The 18,008-nt window shown below is 71.0% G+C and carries 15 protein-coding genes; 10 read left to right on the top strand and 5 right to left on the bottom strand.

Annotation, left to right across the window (positions count from 1 at the left end):
- The first annotated feature begins 208 nt into the window (after positions 1 to 208).
- On the top strand, positions 209 to 895 hold the full coding sequence (locus ACFWM2_RS35940) for a response regulator transcription factor (RefSeq protein ID WP_383288992.1): 687 nt from the start codon (positions 209 to 211) through the stop codon (positions 893 to 895).
- A gap of 9 nt (positions 896 to 904) precedes the next feature.
- The gene (locus ACFWM2_RS35935; protein WP_383288989.1) at positions 905 to 2,317 is read left to right on the top strand and encodes a sensor histidine kinase; all 1,413 of its coding nucleotides are present in this window, start codon (positions 905 to 907) and stop codon (positions 2,315 to 2,317) included.
- A gap of 28 nt (positions 2,318 to 2,345) precedes the next feature.
- On the opposite strand, the gene ACFWM2_RS35930 is transcribed toward ACFWM2_RS35935, so the two are convergent.
- Complete coding sequence (locus ACFWM2_RS35930; RefSeq protein WP_383288986.1) at positions 2,346 to 3,344, bottom strand: TAXI family TRAP transporter solute-binding subunit; 999 nt, start codon at positions 3,342 to 3,344, stop codon at positions 2,346 to 2,348.
- Positions 3,345 to 3,482: 138 nt separating this feature from the next.
- Between ACFWM2_RS35930 and miaB the strand changes: the two genes are divergently transcribed.
- Both miaB and ACFWM2_RS35920 read left to right on the top strand, forming a co-directional pair.
- Complete coding sequence (gene miaB, locus ACFWM2_RS35925) at positions 3,483 to 5,006, top strand: tRNA (N6-isopentenyl adenosine(37)-C2)-methylthiotransferase MiaB (protein WP_383288982.1); 1,524 nt, start codon at positions 3,483 to 3,485, stop codon at positions 5,004 to 5,006.
- A 179-nt stretch (positions 5,007 to 5,185) separates the two neighbouring features.
- Positions 5,186 to 5,905: a class III extradiol dioxygenase subunit B-like domain-containing protein gene (locus ACFWM2_RS35920; RefSeq protein ID WP_383288979.1), complete on the top strand. Its 720-nt coding sequence runs from the start codon at positions 5,186 to 5,188 to the stop codon at positions 5,903 to 5,905.
- Positions 5,906 to 6,264: 359 nt separating this feature from the next.
- On the opposite strand, the gene ACFWM2_RS35915 is transcribed toward ACFWM2_RS35920, so the two are convergent.
- Entirely contained in the window at positions 6,265 to 6,531 is a 267-nt protein-coding gene (locus tag ACFWM2_RS35915; protein ID WP_383288976.1) for an antitoxin, read from the bottom strand.
- Between the two features lie 24 nt (positions 6,532 to 6,555).
- On the bottom strand, positions 6,556 to 6,804 hold the full coding sequence (locus ACFWM2_RS35910) for a hypothetical protein (protein ID WP_383288973.1): 249 nt from the start codon (positions 6,802 to 6,804) through the stop codon (positions 6,556 to 6,558).
- Positions 6,805 to 6,986: 182 nt separating this feature from the next.
- Between ACFWM2_RS35910 and miaA the strand changes: the two genes are divergently transcribed.
- From miaA to hflX, 6 genes are all read left to right on the top strand, one after another.
- Positions 6,987 to 7,925 (top strand): tRNA (adenosine(37)-N6)-dimethylallyltransferase MiaA, encoded by a 939-nt coding sequence (gene miaA / locus ACFWM2_RS35905; RefSeq protein WP_383288970.1) that lies wholly within the window; start codon positions 6,987 to 6,989, stop codon positions 7,923 to 7,925.
- 108 nt (positions 7,926 to 8,033) lie between these two features.
- Complete coding sequence (locus tag ACFWM2_RS35900; protein ID WP_383289095.1) at positions 8,034 to 8,624, top strand: hypothetical protein; 591 nt, start codon at positions 8,034 to 8,036, stop codon at positions 8,622 to 8,624.
- A gap of 72 nt (positions 8,625 to 8,696) precedes the next feature.
- On the top strand, positions 8,697 to 9,587 hold the full coding sequence (gene dapF / locus ACFWM2_RS35895) for a diaminopimelate epimerase (protein ID WP_383288967.1): 891 nt from the start codon (positions 8,697 to 8,699) through the stop codon (positions 9,585 to 9,587).
- Between the two features lie 281 nt (positions 9,588 to 9,868).
- Positions 9,869 to 12,031: a RelA/SpoT family protein gene (locus ACFWM2_RS35890; RefSeq protein ID WP_383288964.1), complete on the top strand. Its 2,163-nt coding sequence runs from the start codon at positions 9,869 to 9,871 to the stop codon at positions 12,029 to 12,031.
- A 91-nt stretch (positions 12,032 to 12,122) separates the two neighbouring features.
- A complete protein-coding gene (locus ACFWM2_RS35885; protein WP_383288960.1) occupies positions 12,123 to 13,607 on the top strand; it encodes a M1 family metallopeptidase in 1,485 nt (494 codons plus the stop codon).
- Positions 13,608 to 13,773: 166 nt separating this feature from the next.
- The gene (gene hflX / locus ACFWM2_RS35880; RefSeq protein WP_383288957.1) at positions 13,774 to 15,267 is read left to right on the top strand and encodes a GTPase HflX; all 1,494 of its coding nucleotides are present in this window, start codon (positions 13,774 to 13,776) and stop codon (positions 15,265 to 15,267) included.
- Between the two features lie 92 nt (positions 15,268 to 15,359).
- Here the strand turns inward: hflX and ACFWM2_RS35875 are convergent, their stop codons facing one another.
- Both ACFWM2_RS35875 and ACFWM2_RS35870 read right to left on the bottom strand, forming a co-directional pair.
- On the bottom strand, positions 15,360 to 16,559 hold the full coding sequence (locus ACFWM2_RS35875) for a trypsin-like serine peptidase (protein ID WP_383288954.1): 1,200 nt from the start codon (positions 16,557 to 16,559) through the stop codon (positions 15,360 to 15,362).
- Positions 16,560 to 16,761: 202 nt separating this feature from the next.
- The gene (locus ACFWM2_RS35870) at positions 16,762 to 17,991 is read right to left on the bottom strand and encodes a trypsin-like serine peptidase (protein WP_383288951.1); all 1,230 of its coding nucleotides are present in this window, start codon (positions 17,989 to 17,991) and stop codon (positions 16,762 to 16,764) included.
- Positions 17,992 to 18,008: the final 17 nt, after the last annotated feature.

Below are 18,008 nucleotides of genomic sequence, written 5' to 3'. Positions count from 1 at the left end.
ACGCGCGCGTACCGGCTGGATAACGGAAGCCGGGCGCAACCCGAAGGCCCTTGACGCCGTCCTTGTCCATCGGGGTGACTGCCATGGTGCACGCCCGTGTGCGCATACTTCGCACACCGGGGGCCGTCGTACGGCGATCACCCGACAGGGACCGTACGGACGGCGACCGAACCGAGACCGTACGACCGATGAACCGGAGGGGGCCGGGATGAGACTGCTGCTCGTCGAGGACGACAACCATGTCGCCGCCGCGCTGTCGGCCGTCCTGGCGCGGCACGGCTTCGACGTCACGCACGCCCGGAGCGGCGAGGAGGCCCTGCAGGCGCTTGTCCCGGAGAGCGACGGCTTCGGTGTGGTCCTGCTCGACCTGGGGCTGCCCGACCAGGACGGCTACGAGGTCTGCGGCAAGATCCGCAAGCGGACGAGCACTCCGGTGATCATGGTCACCGCGCGCGCGGACGTACGCTCCCGGATCCACGGCCTCAACCTCGGGGCCGACGACTACGTGGTCAAGCCGTACGACACCGGGGAGCTGCTCGCCCGTATCCACGCCGTCAGCCGGCGCAGCGTCTCCGACGACGCCTCGGGGCCGGGGGAGACCGCCCTGCGGCTGGGTTCCGTTCGCATCGAACTCCCCACGCGCCAGGTCAGCGTGGACGGTTCGGTTGTCCAACTGACCCGCAAGGAGTTCGATCTGCTCGCCCTGCTGGCCCAGCGGCCCGGAGTGGTCTTCCGCCGGGAGCAGATCATCAGCGAGGTGTGGCGCACCAGCTGGGAGGGGACGGGGCGCACCCTGGAGGTACATGTCGCCTCCCTGCGCTCGAAGTTGCGCATGCCGGCGCTGATCGAGACCGTGCGCGGCGTCGGTTACCGGCTCGTCGCCCCCGCGGCATAGCGTGCTCCGGTGCGCACTCGTCTGCTTCCGCTGCTCATCGTCCTGATGGCCGCCGTGCTGCTCGCACTCGGCATCCCGCTGGCCGCGAGTGTGGCGGCCGCGCAGCAGCAGAAGGTGGTCGTCGACCGCATCGACGACACCGCACGCTTCGCCGCTCTCGCGCAGTTCGTCACCGACCGCCCCATCGGCTCCCGGGTGGGCACGACCCCCGACGAGCGCCGCGAGACCCTCCGCAAGGAACTCGCCGCGTACTTCCGCGTCTACGGCATCAGGGCCGGCGTCTTCTACCGCGACGACGAGGCGCCGATGGCCAACGCGCCGGAGAACTGGTACGTCCCCGAGGCGGGCGAGGGCCGGGACGCGTTCAACGAGGCGTTCCTGGGGCGGCGCAGCCACGACCCGGAGCAGGTCTGGCCGTGGCAGCGCCACCGGCTCGTCGTCGCCTCCCCGGTCATCCGCGACGGTGACGTCGTCGCGGTCGTCGTCACCGACTCACCCACCGGACAGATGCGGTCGAAGACCCTGCACGGCTGGCTCCTCATCGGCGCCGGCGAGATCGCCGCGATGCTGCTCGCCCTCGGCGCCGCGCTGCGCCTGACCGGCTGGGTCCTGAGGCCCGTACGCGTGCTGGACGCCACCACCCACGACATCGCGACCGGACGCCTCAAGTCCCGGGTCGCGGCCGCCGGCGGTCCGCCGGAACTCAGACGCCTGGCCCGGTCGTTCAACGAGATGGCGGACAACGTCGAGGACGTCCTGGAGCAGCAGCGCGCCTTCGTCGCCGACGCCTCGCACCAGCTGCGCAACCCGCTGTCGGCGCTGCTGCTGCGCATCGAGCTGCTCGCCCTCGAACTGCCCGAGGGCAACGAGGAGATCGCATCGGTCCGCACCGAGGGCAAGCGCCTGGCCCAGGTCCTCGACGACCTGCTCGACCTGGCCCTGGCCGAGCACGCGGAGGCGGACCTGAGGCTGACCGACATCGGCGAGCTCACGGCCGAGCGCGTGGCGTCCTGGGGGCCGGTCGCCGACAGCAAGGGCGTCCTGCTGGCCGGCAGCTGCCCGGCCACCACCGCCTGGGCCGACCCGGTCACCCTCTCCAGCGCCCTGGACGCCGTGATCGACAACGCGCTCAAGTTCACGCCCGACGGGCAGCGCGTCCAGGTGGCCGTGTCCTCGAACGGCGAGGTCTCGACCGTCGTCGTCACCGACGCCGGACCCGGCCTCACCGACGACGAGCTCGCCCGCGTCGGCGACCGTTTCTGGCGCAGCGCCGGACATCAGAACATCAAGGGCTCGGGCCTCGGCCTGTCCATCTCTCGGGCGCTGCTGGCCGCGGGCGGCGGCTCGATCACGTACGCCCGCCACGAGCCGCACGGGCTCGAGGTGACGGTGACGGTACCGAGGACGGGACCGTCCTCCTGAGGGCCCCTGAGCGGCCTCGCGGGGGCGCCTACGGCTTGACCGAGCTGTAGTAGCGCTGAGCGCCCGAGTGCAGTTCCAGCGGGTCGGTGTAGATGGCCGTACGGAGATCCACCAGTTGCGCCGCGTGCACCTTGGCACCGATGGAGTCGCGGCTGTCGATCACCGTGCGGGTCAGCTCCTTGGTGAGCTCCATGCCCATCTCGTCCCGGGTGATGAGCAGGTTCGCCACCGCCACCGTCTGCACGGTGGAGCCATGCTGGGCCTCGGGATAGGCGGTGGCCGGCATGACCGCCGCGCGGTAGTAGCGGGACGCGCCGCCCTGGTCCTGCAGCTTCTTCACGACATCGCTGCCGATCGGGACCAGCCGGATGTCCGACTCCTTCGACAGCTTCTTCACGGCGCTGGTCGGCAGGCCGCCGGACCAGAAGAACGCGTCGATCTTGTGCTGTTCGAGCAGTCCGGGCATCGTCGCGATGCCGTCGGCCAGCGGCTCGATGTCCTTCTGCGGATCGAGGCCGGCGGCCTGCAGCAGATGGTTCGCGATGAGCCGCACCCCGGAGCCACCCGGCCCCACGGCCACCTTCTTGCCCTTCAGATCCGCCACCGAGTGCACGGACGAGGAGCGGGGGACCACGAGGTGCACGTAGTCGTCGTAGAGCCGGGCACAGCCGCGCAGGCTGCCCGCGCCCGGCTTGTTCTGCAGGATGTACGTCTCCACCGCGTCGGCCGCCGCGATGGTGAAGTCGGCCTTCCCGGTGGCCACCCGCTGGACGTTCTCCTGCGACCCGTCGCTGATCAGCAGGCGCATGTCCAGCTGGGGCATGTCCTTCGCGGCGGCCTTCTGCAGGAGGTCTCCGTACGTCTGGTAGACCCCGGTGGGCGTCCCGGTGCTGAAGGTGATCTCCCCGCCCGGCGACTCCTCGCCCAGCGGCAGCAGCCACCACAGCAGCAGCCCGAGGACCACCAGCGTGGCCGCCGAGCCGAGCAGCGCGCGCCGCCTGCCGATACGGGTGAGTGCCTGGAGCATGCGCGCGATCCTGCCAGCCCGGGCACCGTGCTGACCAGGCCGGGTCCCACGGGGGCGCCGGGGGAGACGGCTGCCCGGGCACGGGCGGTACTCCGGTACGGGACGGGAGGTACTCCGGGCACCGCCTACCCTTGTCACATGAGCAGCAGCGACCGGAGCCAGGCAGTGGACGTTCAGGAATCCAAGACTTACGAAGTGCGCACCTACGGGTGCCAGATGAACGTCCACGACTCCGAAAGGCTCTCCGGGCTCCTCGAGAACGCCGGATACGTGCGCGCGCCCGAGGGCTCGGACGGCGACGCCGACGTCGTCGTCTTCAACACCTGCGCCGTGCGGGAGAACGCCGACAACCGGCTGTACGGCAACCTCGGCCGCCTCGCTCCCATGAAGACCAAGCGCCCGGGGATGCAGATCGCCGTCGGCGGCTGTCTGGCGCAGAAGGACCGCGACACCATCGTGAAGAGGGCGCCCTGGGTGGACGTCGTCTTCGGCACGCACAACATCGGCAAGCTCCCCGTCCTCCTGGAGCGCGCCCGCGTCCAGGAAGAGGCGCAGGTCGAGATCGCCGAGTCGCTCGAAGCGTTCCCGTCGACGCTGCCGACCCGCCGCGAGAGCGCGTACGCGGCCTGGGTCTCCATCTCCGTCGGCTGCAACAACACCTGCACCTTCTGCATCGTCCCGGCGCTGCGCGGCAAGGAGAAGGACCGCAGGACCGGCGACATCCTGGCGGAGATCGAGGCCCTGGTCGGCGAGGGTGTCTCCGAGATCACGCTGCTCGGGCAGAACGTCAACGCCTACGGGAGCGACATCGGCGACCGCGAGGCCTTCAGCAAGCTGCTGCGGGCCTGCGGCCGGATCGAGGGGCTGGAGCGCGTGCGCTTCACCTCGCCGCACCCGCGCGACTTCACCGACGACGTCATCGCCGCCATGGCCGAGACGCCGAACGTGATGCCGCAGCTGCACATGCCGATGCAGTCCGGCTCGGACACCGTCCTGAAGGCGATGCGCCGTTCGTACCGCCAGGACCGGTATCTCGGGATCATCGAGAAGGTCCGGGCCGCCATTCCGCACGCGGCGATCACCACCGACATCATCGTGGGCTTCCCCGGCGAGACCGAGGAGGACTTCGAGCAGACCCTGCACGCGGTCCGCGAGGCCCGCTTCACGCAGGCCTTCACCTTCCAGTACTCCAAGCGCCCCGGGACCCCGGCGGCCACGATGGAGGGGCAGGTCCCCAAGGAGGTCGTCCAGGCGCGCTACCTGCGTCTCGCCGCCCTCCAGGAGGAGATCTCCTGGGAGGAGAACAAGAAGCAGGTCGGCCGCGTCCTGGAGCTGATGGTCGCCGAGGGCGAGGGCCGCAAGGACGGCGCCACCCACCGCCTCTCCGGCCGCGCCCCCGACAACCGCCTGGTCCACTTCACCAAGCCGGACGAGGAGGTGCGCCCCGGCGACGTGGTCACCGTAGAGATCACCTACGCCGCTCCGCACCACCTGCTAGCCGAGGGTGCCGTCCTGGACGTGCGCCGCACGCGCGCGGGGGACGCCTGGGAGAAGCGCAACGCCGCGGAGGCCGCGAAGCCGGCCGGCGTGATGCTGGGCCTGCCGACTATCGGCGCCCCGGAGCCGCTGCCGGTCGCTGCCGGCGGATGCGCACGCGACTGAACGTCCGGTACGCCGTAGCGGGCGGCCCCGGCCGAGCGGCGGGCGGGCCGGGGGCGTGAGCACCGAGCGCCGCCGCGCCGCCGCGTCCGCACGTCGTCGCCCGCGGACGCGACGCCGACCCGCGCGGGGGTCGATCGGGGAGTGACGCTCGCGCGCCGGGCGGGGCTACGCTGCCGATCATGCTTGTAGCCGCCGCAGTCTGTCCCAGTCCGCCGCTGCTCGTGCCCGAGGTCGCCGCCGGTGCCGCCCATGAGCTGGACGCCGCGCGTGCCGCCTGCACGGACGCGCTGGGCGTGCTCGCGGCCGCACGCCCCGACCGGCTGGTCGTCGTCGGGCCGGCCGACCGGAGCGGGCGCGGGCCGCATCCGGCGGGCACGCCGGGTTCCTTCCGTGGGTTCGGCGTCGACCTGGACGTGACGCTCGGCACTGCCGGGCCGGACTCGGGGGCGGTCGAGCGGGAGCTCCCGCCGTCGCTTGCCGTCGCCGCCTGGCTACTGGAACGCACGGACTGGGCCGACGCCCCGGTGGAAGGCCTCGGCGTGGGGGAACCTCTCGCGGCCGAGCGGTGTATTGAAGTAGGACAGACCATCGCCGCCCAGGCCGGGCGGGTGGCACTGCTGGTGATGGGCGACGCCAGCGCGTGCCGGACGCTCAAGGCGCCGGGGTATCTGGACGAACGAGCGGCGGACTTCGACGCGGCGGTCGCGCGTGCGCTGGGGGCGGCGGACGTGGCGGCCCTCAGGGCGCTGGACGCCGAGCTGGCGTACGAGCTGAAGGCGGCGGGCCGGGCGCCCTGGCAGGTGCTCGCGGGCGCGGCGCAGGGTGCCGGCCTGGCCGGCACCCTGCTGTACGACGATGCGCCCTACGGAGTGGGGTATCTCGTGGCGGCCTGGTCCTAGCGGGCCCTAGCTGGTACTCGCGGGGCGCCGGGGCTGGTGCCTGGCGGGCGTGCGCGTTGCCGGGGAGCCAGGGCCCTTGCGGGGCGCCGGGGCCTGGCGCCCGGCAGGCGTGCGCGTTGCGGGGAGCCGCCGTCGACGCCTGTCCGAGGGCTCGAAGCTCCCACGTGGCTGCCCCATACCGTCCGGGCGTCGCACCCGGCTCGCACCCGGCGTGAACCCGGCGGACGTCCGGGCCGAAAGCGCTCCGAGGCCGTGGGCGCGGCGGATGGCCGGGAGCGGAAGGCCCAGCGGGGCCGTGAGCGCGGCGGACGGCCGGGAGCCGAAAGCGCTCCGCGGCCGTCCGCCGATCGATCTGCTGTTCAGGTAGCCGAAGGCGGTGACGGCGCATCCGGCGGAGGTGTCGCGGTGCCGCCACTGTCCTTGTGCGCGAGTCGGTCCATGGCGCCCTTGGCCTTGCCCGTGCCCGTCTGGATCTTGTCGCTGTACTTGCCCTTGGTCTTCTCGTCGGCCACCCGTGCGGCCTTGTCGAGACCGTGCTGAATCTTGTCCCCGTGCTGCTGCGCGAGGTCCGAGACCTTGTCCTTGGCCGGGGCGAGCTTGGCTTTCAAATTGTCCAGGAGACCCATCGTCGACCTTCCCTCGCGGGGCAGTTACTTGCGGGCGCCCTCGCCGGCCTCACTGTCGGCGGCCTCTTCGGCGGACTGCTGCTTGGGGATCTCGACACCGTCGGACGCGGTGGCCTCGGAGGTCTCCTCCGTCGTGGCCTCGCCCTCGGTCCCGGACGAACCCTTCGCCTCTTCCGCCTCGGTTTCAGCCGTCAGCGTGCCGGCCTCCGCCTCGGCGGTTGACGCCTCCTCCGTAGCCTTCGACCTCCGGAGAAGTCGTGCAAAAACGCCCATATCCACTCCATACGTTACTCGTGCGGGCGAAATCCCGCGTTGACCGGTACGTCCGTTTGCGCCGCCCGGGTCACCGGTTCTCGAAACCGGCGGCTGAAACCTCGCAACAGGCAACGACCCCGGGCGTGTGGCGTCACGTAGCTCGTTCGAGGAGAGGCCGTGATGTTTGCGAGACTGGTGCGGTGAGCAGTGCACCCCCCGCCCCGCGGGTCATCGCCGTCGTCGGACCGACCGCGGCAGGAAAGTCCGATCTGGGCGTTTTCCTCGCCCAGCGCCTCGGCGGCGAGGTCGTCAACGCCGACTCCATGCAGCTCTACCGAGGGATGGACATCGGCACCGCCAAACTGACGCCAGAGGAACGCGGGGGCGTCCCCCATCACCTCCTGGACATCTGGGACGTGACCGTCACCGCCAGCGTCGCCGAGTACCAGAGGCTCGCGCGCGCCCGCATTGACGCCCTGCTCGCCGAGGGGCGCTGGCCGGTCCTCGTCGGCGGCTCCGGCCTGTACGTCCGGGGGGCGGTCGACAATCTGGAGTTCCCCGGTACGGACCCCGCGGTGCGGGCCCGGCTGGAGGACGAGCTCACGCTGCGCGGTTCCGGCGCGCTGCACGCCCGCCTGGCCGCCGCCGACCCCGAGGCCGGCCACGCGATCCTGCCGAGCAACGGCCGCCGTATCGTCCGTGCCCTCGAGGTCATCGAGATCACCGGCCGGCCGTTCACCGCCAATCTCCCCGGCCACGACTCCGTGTACGACACCGTCCAGATCGGCGTCGACGTGGCCCGGCCCGAGCTCGACGAGCGCATCAGCCGCCGGGTGGACCGGATGTGGGACGCGGGGCTCGTCGACGAGGTGCGCGCACTGGAGGCGCTCGGCTTGCGCGAGGGGCGCACGGCGTCGCGCGCGCTCGGCTACCAGCAGGTGCTCGCGGCGCTCGCGGGGGAGTGCACCGAGGACGCGGCGCGCGCGGAGACCGTACGCGCCACCAAGCGCTTCGCGCGCCGTCAGGATTCCTGGTTCAGGCGCGATCCCCGGGTGCACTGGCTCAGTGGGGCTGCGGCGGATCTCACAGAACTCCCCGAGCTCGCACTGGCGTTGATCGAACGACCGGTCACAGCCTGATCACGTCATGGCATCGGGACGCTCCGGCCGTCATCCCGGCCTCTGGCGTCGTGCCATCATCGAGCTTCGATCGACCAGTGAAAGTCCGAGTTGGGAGGGCGCGTGGCGATGGAGGCCGGCCCTCGCGACACTGCACGTGACACTGAGCACGACACCGATCCGGACGAAGACCGTCCGGGTACCGATCCAGACGGCGATCGCTTCGGCGTCGACCCGGACGGAGAGCGTTTGGGCATCGACGCGGACGAGGACGGGCTGGGTGTAGAACCCGGCGTGGCGCGTCTGAGTTCCGACGGACCCGAGGACACCCCGGGCGGTGTGACCGCGGACGGTCCCGGCCCGGACGAGATGTCCGCCCAGGCCGAGGTCGAGGTCGAGCTCCGTCCGCAGCGCCGTCTGCGGATCTGGCAGCTCGCCCCCATCGTGACGCTGGCGGCGATCGGCTCGCTGATGTTCGCCTTCCCGCTCGCCTTCGAGTTCGGGGACGGCGGCGCCGTGGTCGCGATGCTCGGGCTGCTGATCTGCGCCTGCTCCGCGGGCTGGGGCATGATGGCCGCCCGCCGGGTCGGTTACACCTGGCCGGGTCTGCCGCAGCGCGGCTCCGCCCGTCGGCCGGACTGGCGTGTCGTGATCGCGTACACCGTGCTGGTCGCCGCGGTGGCGGTGCTCGCCGTATGGCGGGTCGCACGCCTCCGCTGATCCCGGACCTGCCCTGTTCCGCCTGCCGGACGTGAGCGGTCGGCTGTCGCAGGCACGTCGTACGATCGAGGAATGAGCACGCGGATCGCCTTCCTCAAGGGCCACGGGACCGAGAACGACTTCGTGATCGTCCCCGACCCGGAGAACGTCATCGACCTGCCCGCGGCCACCGTCGCCGCCCTGTGCGACCGTCGCGCGGGCATCGGCGGCGACGGCCTGCTGCACGTCGTGCGGTCCGCGGCGCACCCGGAGGCCAAGGAGATGGCGGCCGAGGCGGAGTGGTTCATGGACTATCGCAACGGGGACGGCTCGACCGTCGAGATGTGCGGCAACGGCGTGCGGGTGTTCGCCCGTTACCTCCAGCGTGCCGGCCTGGTGACCGAGGGGGACATCGCGGTCGCCACGCGCGGGGGCGTGAAGAGCGTGCACATCGCCAAGACCGGGTCCCAGGGTTCCGCGGCGGGTGACATCACCGTCGGCATGGGCAAGGCGGTGCTCCCCGAGGGAGACGTCATCGTGAGCGTGGGCGAGCGCAGTTGGCCCGCGCGCAACGTGAACATGGGCAACCCGCACGCCGTCGCCTTCGTGGACGACCTCGCGGATGCCGGGGACCTGTACACCCCGCCGCCCTTCAGTCCGACCTCGGCGTACCCGGACGGGGTGAACGTGGAGTTCGTCGTCGACCGCGGCCCGCGGCACGTCGCCCTGCGTGTGCACGAGCGCGGCGCGGGCGAGACCCGGTCGTGCGGCACGGGCGCGTGCGCGGTGGTCGTCGCCGCGGCCCGCCGGGACGGCGCCGACCCGTCCCTGACCGGAGCCCCGGTGACGTACACCGTCGATGTTCTCGGGGGCACGCTGGTGATCACCGAGCGCGCGGACGGCGAGATCGAGATGACGGGGCCCGCGGTGATCGTGGCCGAGGGCGAGATCGACGCGGAGTGGCTCGCCTCCGTCAGCGGCTGAACGCCAGAACGCCTGAATGCCCGAACACGTGCGTCCGGCACGGACCGACCCGCCGTACCGAGCGACGTCGTACTCGCGAACCGTTCGGGTGGTTCGAAACCGTAAACGCCGGAACCTTCGCTCGAATGGGTGATCCGTTTCACGCTCGGCGAGAGGCGGTCAGCCGGGCGTGGTGGGCTCGGTAGCATCAAGCACCGGCCCGGACGGGGGAACGAAGCCATCCCCTGAGCCGTGTTCGCCCTGGGGCACCCGTCCGCCGGTCTACGCAGCCGGAGGTGCCCATGAGTGCGGAGGCGACGAATCCCGCGACGCCAGGCCCAGGGATGCCGTCCCCCAAGCTCGCGGCCTCGCTGGAGCAGGGGACATCCCCGTCGCACCGCAGGAAGGGCCGTCCGCGGATCGATCTGCGCCGCCTGGGACGCGCCGCCCTGCTCGGCCCCACGGCCCGTGACCGGCTGCCCGACGCGATCGGCCATGTGGCCGAGGCGCACCGCGCCCACCACCCCGACGCCGACCTGGAACCGCTGCGCCGGGCGTATGTCCTGGCCGAGTCCTCGCACCGCGGCCAGATGCGCAAGAGCGGCGAGCCGTACATCACACACCCGCTCGCCGTGACGCTCATCCTCGCCGAACTCGGCGCGGAGACCACGACGTTGACCGCGTCCCTGCTCCACGACACGGTCGAGGACACGGAAGTGACCCTCGATCAGGTGCGCGCGGAGTTCGGCGCGGAGGTCTGCTACCTCGTCGACGGCGTCACGAAGTTGGAGAAGGTGGACTACGGCGTCGCCGCCGAGCCCGAGACGTTCCGCAAGATGCTCGTCGCCACCGGCAACGACGTCCGGGTGATGTCGATCAAACTCGCCGACCGGCTGCACAACATGCGCACCCTGGGTGTCATGCGCCCCGAAAAACAGGAGCGGATCGCCAAGGTCACGCGGGACGTCCTGATCCCGCTCGCCGAACGGCTGGGCGTCCAGGCGCTGAAGACCGAGCTGGAGGACCTGGTCTTCGCGATCCTGCACCCCGAGGAGTACGAGCACACCAGGGAACTGATCGTCGACAACGCGGCCCACGGCGGCGACCCGCTCGCGGAGATCGCCGAGGACGTACGCGGAGTCCTGCGCGAGGCAGGGATCCAGGCCGAAGTCGTCATCCGGCCACGGCACTTCGTCTCCGTGCACCGGGTCTCACGCAAGCGCGGCCGGATGCGCGGCGCCGATTTCGGACGGCTCCTGGTGCTGGTGAACGAGGACGCCGACTGTTACGGCGTGCTCGGCGAACTGCACACCTGTCTCACGCCGATGGTCTCGGAGTTCAAGGACTTCATCGCGGTACCCAAGTTCAACCTGTACCAGTCGCTGCACACGGCCGTCGCGCGCGCGGACGGCGAAGTCGCCGAAGTCCTCATCCGCACCCACCAGATGCACAAGGTCGCCGAGGCCGGGGTCATCGCGCTCGGCAATCCCTACGCTCCTCCTTCGGAGGAGCAGACGGACGGCGACGGCGAGCGCGCCGACCCGACGCGCCCGGGCTGGCTCTCCCGGCTCCTCGACTGGCAGGAGGCCGCGCCCGACACCGACACGTTCTGGTCCACCCTGCGCGAAGACCTCGCCCAGGACCGCGAGATCACCGTCTTCCGGGCCGACGGCGGCTCGCTGGGCCTGCCCGAGGGCGCCAGTTGCGTGGACGCCGCGTACGCGCAGTACGGGGAGGACGCGCACGCCTGTATCGGCGCGCGCGTCAACGGCCGTCTGGCGACACTGAGTACGGTCCTGCGGGACGGCGACACGGTGCAGCTGCTGATGGGGCAGGACCCGGCCTCCGAGCCCTCCAGGGAGTGGCTGGAACACGCGCACACGGCGGCCGCGCGGATCGCCATCCAGCGCTGGATCGCCGCCCACCCCTCGCCGCGTGACACGGAGACTCCCGAGGCGCCCGCCGCGGCCCGCCGGCCGGCCCCCGACACGCCCTCCGCACGGCCGGGGGCCGCCAACGCGGTCGTCGACCAGCCCGGCGCCTCCGTACGCCTCGCCGGCTGTTGTACGCCCGTACCGCCCGACGAGGTGACCGGCTTCGCCGTGCGCGGGGGAGTGGTGACCGTTCACCGCCTGGAGTGCGCCGCGGTGGAGCGCATGAAAGGCGTGGGGCGCGCGGAGGTGGGCGTGCGCTGGGGTGACACCACCGAGTGCCGGGTGACGCTCGTCGCCGAGTCCTTCGGACGGCCGCATCTGCTCGCCGACCTCACCGAGGCCATCGCCCTGGAGGGCGTCGCCATCGTCTCGGCGACCGTCGAGCCACCCAGCCAGCAGCGCGTACGGCACACGTACACGCTGCAACTCCCGGACGCCGCCCGCCTGCCCGCCCTCATGCGCGCGATGCGCAACGTACCCGGTGTGTACGACGTGAGCCGCGCGCAGCATCCGGCGGCCGCCGCTCAGTGAGGCGCTGAGGCGGAACCAGGCGCGAACCCGTTCGGGTGGGCCCGGCGCGCGCCGTCACCGTGGGGCACGCGCGCGCTGGTAGCGGTGTTCCATGGCCCTCACCCCCCGTCCCAGGACCCGCCACGTCACGACGGCGCTGCTCGCCTCCGCCGTCTCCGTCTGCCTCCTCGCCGCGAGCGCTCCCTCACCGGCCGCGCCGCTCGGTGTCGGCGACCGCCTCTTCCCGCATCTGGGCAACCCCGGGTACGACGTCGAGTCGTACGACCTCGCCTTCACCTATTCCGGCAGCAACAGCAAGCCGCTCACGGCCGTCACCACGATCGACGCGGTGACGACGGCCGCGCTGGAGCGGATCAATCTCGACTTCTCGCACGGAACCGTCGGATCCGTCGAGGTCAACGGCGTGCCGGCGACCTTCACGAGCGCCGGTGACGATCTGGTCGTCACCCCCGGGGAGCCGCTTTCCGAAGGCAGCGTCGTGCGCATCACCGTGCGGCACACCAGTGACCCCGTGTCCGTCGAGGGTCAGGACGGCGGCTGGGTGCGGACGAAGGACGGCCTGGCCATGGCCAACCAGGCGGACGCGGCCCACCTGGTCTTCCCGTCCAACGACCACCCCTCAGACAAGGCGCTTTTCACCATCCACGTCACCGCGCCCGAGGGGTACACGGCCGTCGCGAACGGTCTGCCCGTGGGCGTGGACCGGGGCGCCCGCACGACCACCTGGACCTACCGGACCGAGCACCCCATGGCCACCGAGCTGACCCAGGTGTCGATCGGCCGCTCCACCGTGCTGCATCGGACCGGACCGCACGGACTGCCCGTACGCGATGTGGTGCCCACCAAGGACCGCGCGAAGCTGGAGCCGTGGCTCGCGAAGACCCCCGACCAGATCGCCTGGATGGAGGGGAAGGTCGGGCTGTACCCCTTCGAGACGTACGGCCTGCTGATGGCTGAGGCGCAGACCGGCTTCGAGCTGGAGACCCAGACCCTCTCCCTGTTCGAGAAGGATCTCTTCACCCAACCCGCCTACCCGAAGTGGTACGTCGAGTCGATCATGGTGCACGAGCTGTCGCACCAGTGGTTCGGTGACAGCGTGAGCCCTCGCGCCTGGTCCGACCTGTGGCTCAACGAGGGACACGCCACCTGGTACGAGGCCCTGTACGCGGAGGAGAACGCGCACAAGCCCATGGAGGCACGGATGAAGGCGGCCTACCGCGCGTCCGACACCTGGCGGGCCGCCGGCGGCCCACCGGCCGCCCCCAAGAAGCCCCAGCCGGGTCAGAAGATCAGCATCTTCCGGCCGAACGTCTACGACGGTGCCGCGCTGGCCCTGTACGCGCTCCGCGAAGAGATCGGGCGCCCGGCCTTCGAGCGCCTGGAGCGGACCTGGGTGGCCCTCCACCAGGACGGCACGGCGACGACGGCGGACTTCGAGGACCTCGCGTCGAGCATGTCGGGGCGGGACCTGAGCGGCTTCTTCAAGGGCTGGCTCTACGGCGAGAAGACCCCGCCGATGCCCGGGCACCCGGAGTGGAAAAGCGATGCTCCACGCGCGCGTAAGGGAGCCCGTTAACTCGCGTGACGAGACGGGGCGTGCCGTGCGACCATCTTTCAGGTCGGCGGCACGGCCCGCAGGGGCCGGACCCGACGGAATCCGGGAATCTCCCGGCGGCCTCGGACGTTCTTGTAGGTGTCGGCGTCCGTCGCCGAAGCGGTACCCCTATCGACGTAAGGATCCAATGACCTCCTCTTCTTCCCCTTCCCAGGACGCGCAGAGCCTCGCGCAGAACCACCCCGAAGGTCTTCGGGCCGATGCCCTGATGGAAGAGGACGTCGCCTGGAGCCACGAGATCGACGGAGAGCGGGACGGCGACCAGTTCGACCGGTCCGAGCGCGCGGCCCTGCGCCGCGTGGCCGGCCTCTCCACCGAGCTCGAGGACGTCACCGAGGTCGAGTACCGACAGCTCCGTCTGGAGCGCGTCGTGCTCGTCGGTGTGTGGACCACGGGGACCGCGGCCGACGCCGACAATTCGCTGGCCGAGCTGGCCGCCCTCGCGGAGACCGCGGGAGCACTCGTGCTCGACGGCGTCGTGCAGCGACGCGACAAGCCCGACGCGGCCACCTACATCGGCTCCGGCAAGGCGAACGAGCTGCGGGACATCGTCCTGGAGACCGGCGCCGACACCGTGATCTGCGACGGTGAGCTGAGTCCGGGCCAGCTGATCCACCTCGAAGACGTCGTCAAGGTCAAGGTCATCGACCGTACGGCCCTGATCCTCGACATCTTCGCCCAGCACGCCAAGTCCCGAGAGGGCAAGGCGCAGGTGGCGCTCGCGCAGATGCAGTACATGCTGCCGCGGCTCCGCGGCTGGGGTCAGTCGCTGTCCCGTCAGATGGGCGGCGGCTCGGGCGGCGGCCTCGCCACCCGTGGTCCCGGTGAGACCAAGATCGAGACGGACCGGCGCCGGATCCGCGAGAAGATGGCGAAGATGCGCCGGGAGATCGCGGCCATGAAGACGGGCCGCGACATCAAGCGCCAGGAGCGCCGTCGCCACAAGGTGCCCTCGGTCGCGATCGCCGGTTACACCAACGCCGGCAAGTCGTCCCTGCTCAACCGCCTCACGGGCGCGGGCGTGCTGGTCGAGAACTCCCTGTTCGCGACCCTCGACCCGACCGTGCGCCGGGCCGAGACCCCGAGCGGACGGCTGTACACGCTGGCCGACACGGTCGGCTTCGTACGGCACCTGCCGCACCACCTGGTCGAGGCGTTCCGTTCCACGATGGAGGAGGTCGGCGACTCCGACCTGATCCTGCACGTGGTGGACGGTTCGCACCCCGCCCCGGAGGAGCAGCTGGCCGCCGTGCGCGAGGTCGTCCGTGACGTGGGCGCGACGAACGTGCCCGAGATCGTGGTGATCAACAAGGCGGACGCGGCCGACCCGCTGGTGCTCCAGCGGCTGCTGCGGATCGAGAAGCGCTCCATCGCGGTCTCGGCCCGTACGGGCCAGGGCATCACCGAGCTGCTCGCGCTCATCGACAACGAACTGCCGCGTCCCAAGGTCGAGATCGAGGCCCTCGTGCCGTACACGCACGGCCAGCTGGTCGCCCGTGCGCACAACGAGGGCGAGGTCCTCTCCGAGGAGCACACCCCGGAGGGCACACTGCTCAAGGCGCGGGTGCACGAGGAGCTGGCGGCGGATCTCGCGCCGTACGTTCCGGCCCCCCTCGCCTGAGCGCCTGCCGCACGGGACAGCAGTAACGGCCGAAGGCCCGCCCCCTTTCGCGGGGGGCGGGCCTTCGGCGTGTGACGGCGGGCGTTCGGTGCCTAGCGGCCGCCGTACTTCTTGCTCATGTTCTCGTACAGTGCCTCGGCGCCGCGGCCCAGCTGCGGTCCCGCGAGCCAGGTGTTGTCGGACGGGCCGATCGACGTGTTCGAGACCAGCTTCGTCTTGCCGTCGACGACGCGGAACCAGCCGCCGCCGGACGAACCGCCGGTCATGGTGCAGCCGATGCGGTACATCGCCGGCAGGCTGGGGCTGAGCGAGAGGCGACCCGGCCGGTCGAGGCACTTGAACATGCTCAGACCGTTGTACGGCGGCGCGGCCGGGTAGCCCCAGGCGCCCATCGTGCTGATGCTCTGGGCGGAGGGCGCGGAGAAGTCCACGGCCAGCGCGTTGCCGACCGTCTCCTCGAGGGACTTGCTGCCCTGCTCCGGCTTCACGTGCAGCACGGAGTAGTCGTACGGCGCACCCGCGCCGCCCGTCTCGTCACCGCCGGAGATCCACTCGTTGGAGGTGGAGGCCCAGTCCGCCCACCACTGGCCGTACGGGGCGACCTCCGAGGTGGTGGCGCTGCTCAGCTGCGCCTCGGACTTGTTCAGGTCGTTGTAGGACGGGACGAAGGCGATGTTGCGGTACCAGCCGCCGCTGCCGCCCGCGTGGACGCAGTGACCCGCGGTCCACACGAGGTTGGACTTGCCCGGGTGGTTGACGTCCTTGACGACGGTCCCGGAGCAGACCATCGAGCCCTCGGGGGAGTCGAAGAACACCTTGCCGACCGGGGCCGCGTTCTCGTGGTACGGCGACTTCTCCGCCTTGGCCTGCACCGGTTCCGGCGTCGGGTCGGTGACGCCCTGGTCGGCCGCCGCGTCCTTCGCAGAGATCGTCTTGTCCGGGTCCTTGGCGGACTTCATCCGGTCGGGCTTCCACAGCCCCTTGATCACCGGGTTGACGAAGTCCTTGGCGTCACTGAGCCACTTGTCCTTGTCCCAGTTCTTCCAGCCGCCGGCCTTCCACTGGTCGGGATCTATGCCGTGGTCCTTGAGCTTGTCGGCGATGTTGCCGGGAACCTGGACGCCGTCCTGGCCGCTTCCCTGGGATGCCGTGGCGGCGGGCTTGTCCTCCGCCTTGTCGTCGCCCGAGTTGCAGGCGGTGGCGGTGGCTGCCAGGGCCGCGACGAGCGCGGTGGCGACGAGAACGTCGCGTCGGCCGCGCCGGCGCGCGACAGACGTACGTAGGGAACGCATGCTGTGATAACCCCCGTTGGAACGGTTATGTCATGTGCTTGTCAGGCGTGAGGCGGCTCTCCGCGGAGCCCGCTCGGACGCGACACCCCACTATGCCCGTGCGATTGAGGACGAACGACGGTGGGGTGGTGAAGGTTTGCGTGCACCGATTTCCGTGCACCACCCGACCGCCGTCCGTCCGGACCCGGTTATCTCCCTCGGGTCACTGACCGGCGAACTTCTTGCTCACCGAGTCGTAGACGCCCTTGGCTTCACTGCCCAGGTGCGGTCCGGCCAGCCAGCCCGAACTCACCGGGCCGATCGAGGTGTTGGACACCAGCGCGGGCTTGCCGTCCGCCCCCTTCGCCACCCAGCCGCCACCGGACGAACCGCCGGTCATGGTGCAGCCGATGCGGTACATCGTCGGGTCGGACTTCACGACCGACAGCCGCCCCGGCCTGTCCGTGCACTGGAAGAGCTTCTGCCCGTCGAACGGCGGCGCCGCCGGGTAGCCGGTCGCCGTGATGCTCGCCACCTTCGGCACGGCCGGCGCGTTGAAGTTCACCGGCAGCGCCGAACCGACCGTCTCCTCAAGGGACTTGCCGTTGCTGCCCTTCTCCGGCGTCACATGCAGCACCGCGAAGTCGTACGGCGCGCCCTGGCCGCCCGTCGCACCGCCCTGCTCGATCCACTGGTCCGAGGTCTGCGCCCAGTCGCTCCACCAGACGCCGTACGGCGCGATCTCCGCCTTGGTGGCGTCCTGCAACTGGTCGGCGGTCTTCCCGGCGTTGTTGTACGCGGGCACGAACGCGATGTTGCGGTACCAGCCGCCCTTCTTGCCGGCGTGCACGCAGTGGCCTGCCGTCCAGACCATGTTGGACTTGCCCGGGTGGGCCGGGTCCTCGACCACGGTCGCCGAGCAGACCATCGTGCCCTCGGGGGAGTCGAAGAACACCTTGCCCGCTTCGGGCGCGCTGTCGTGATACGCGGCCTTCACGGCCTGGGCGACCACGGGAGCGGGCGTCGGGTCGGTGACACCCTGGTCACCGGAGAGGTCGTTGTCGTCGACGCCCTTGTCCTTGTCCGGGTCGTCGGCGTCACGCATCCGGTCCGGGTCCCACAGCCCCTTGATGATGGGGTTGATGAAATCGTCGGCCTCGCGGAGCCAGTCGTCCCGGTCCCAGTTCTTCCAGGCGCCGTTCTTCCACTTGTCGACGTCGATCCCGTGCTCTTTGAGCCGGTCCCTGATGTCGTCCGGAATCTTGATCTTGTCGTCGCTGCTCGGCGACGCGGACACCGTCGCGCCGGCGTTCGCCTTGCTGTCGCCCGAGTCGCAGGCGGTGGCGGTGAGCGCGAGCGCCGCGGCGAGGCCGACGGCGGCCAGCGCGGGGGACGTGCCGCGGCGCGCTCTCCTCCCTCGGCGGGCGGCGAAGGGCGGGCGTATGGATCGCATGGGCTGAACTCCCCCTG

It is taken from the genome of Streptomyces sp. NPDC058371, from assembly GCF_042723265.1.
Taxonomy (GTDB): Bacteria; Actinomycetota; Actinomycetes; order Streptomycetales; family Streptomycetaceae; genus Streptomyces.
Note: the sequence above shows the minus strand (reverse complement) of the source record. Positions and strands in the feature narration are given on the sequence as shown.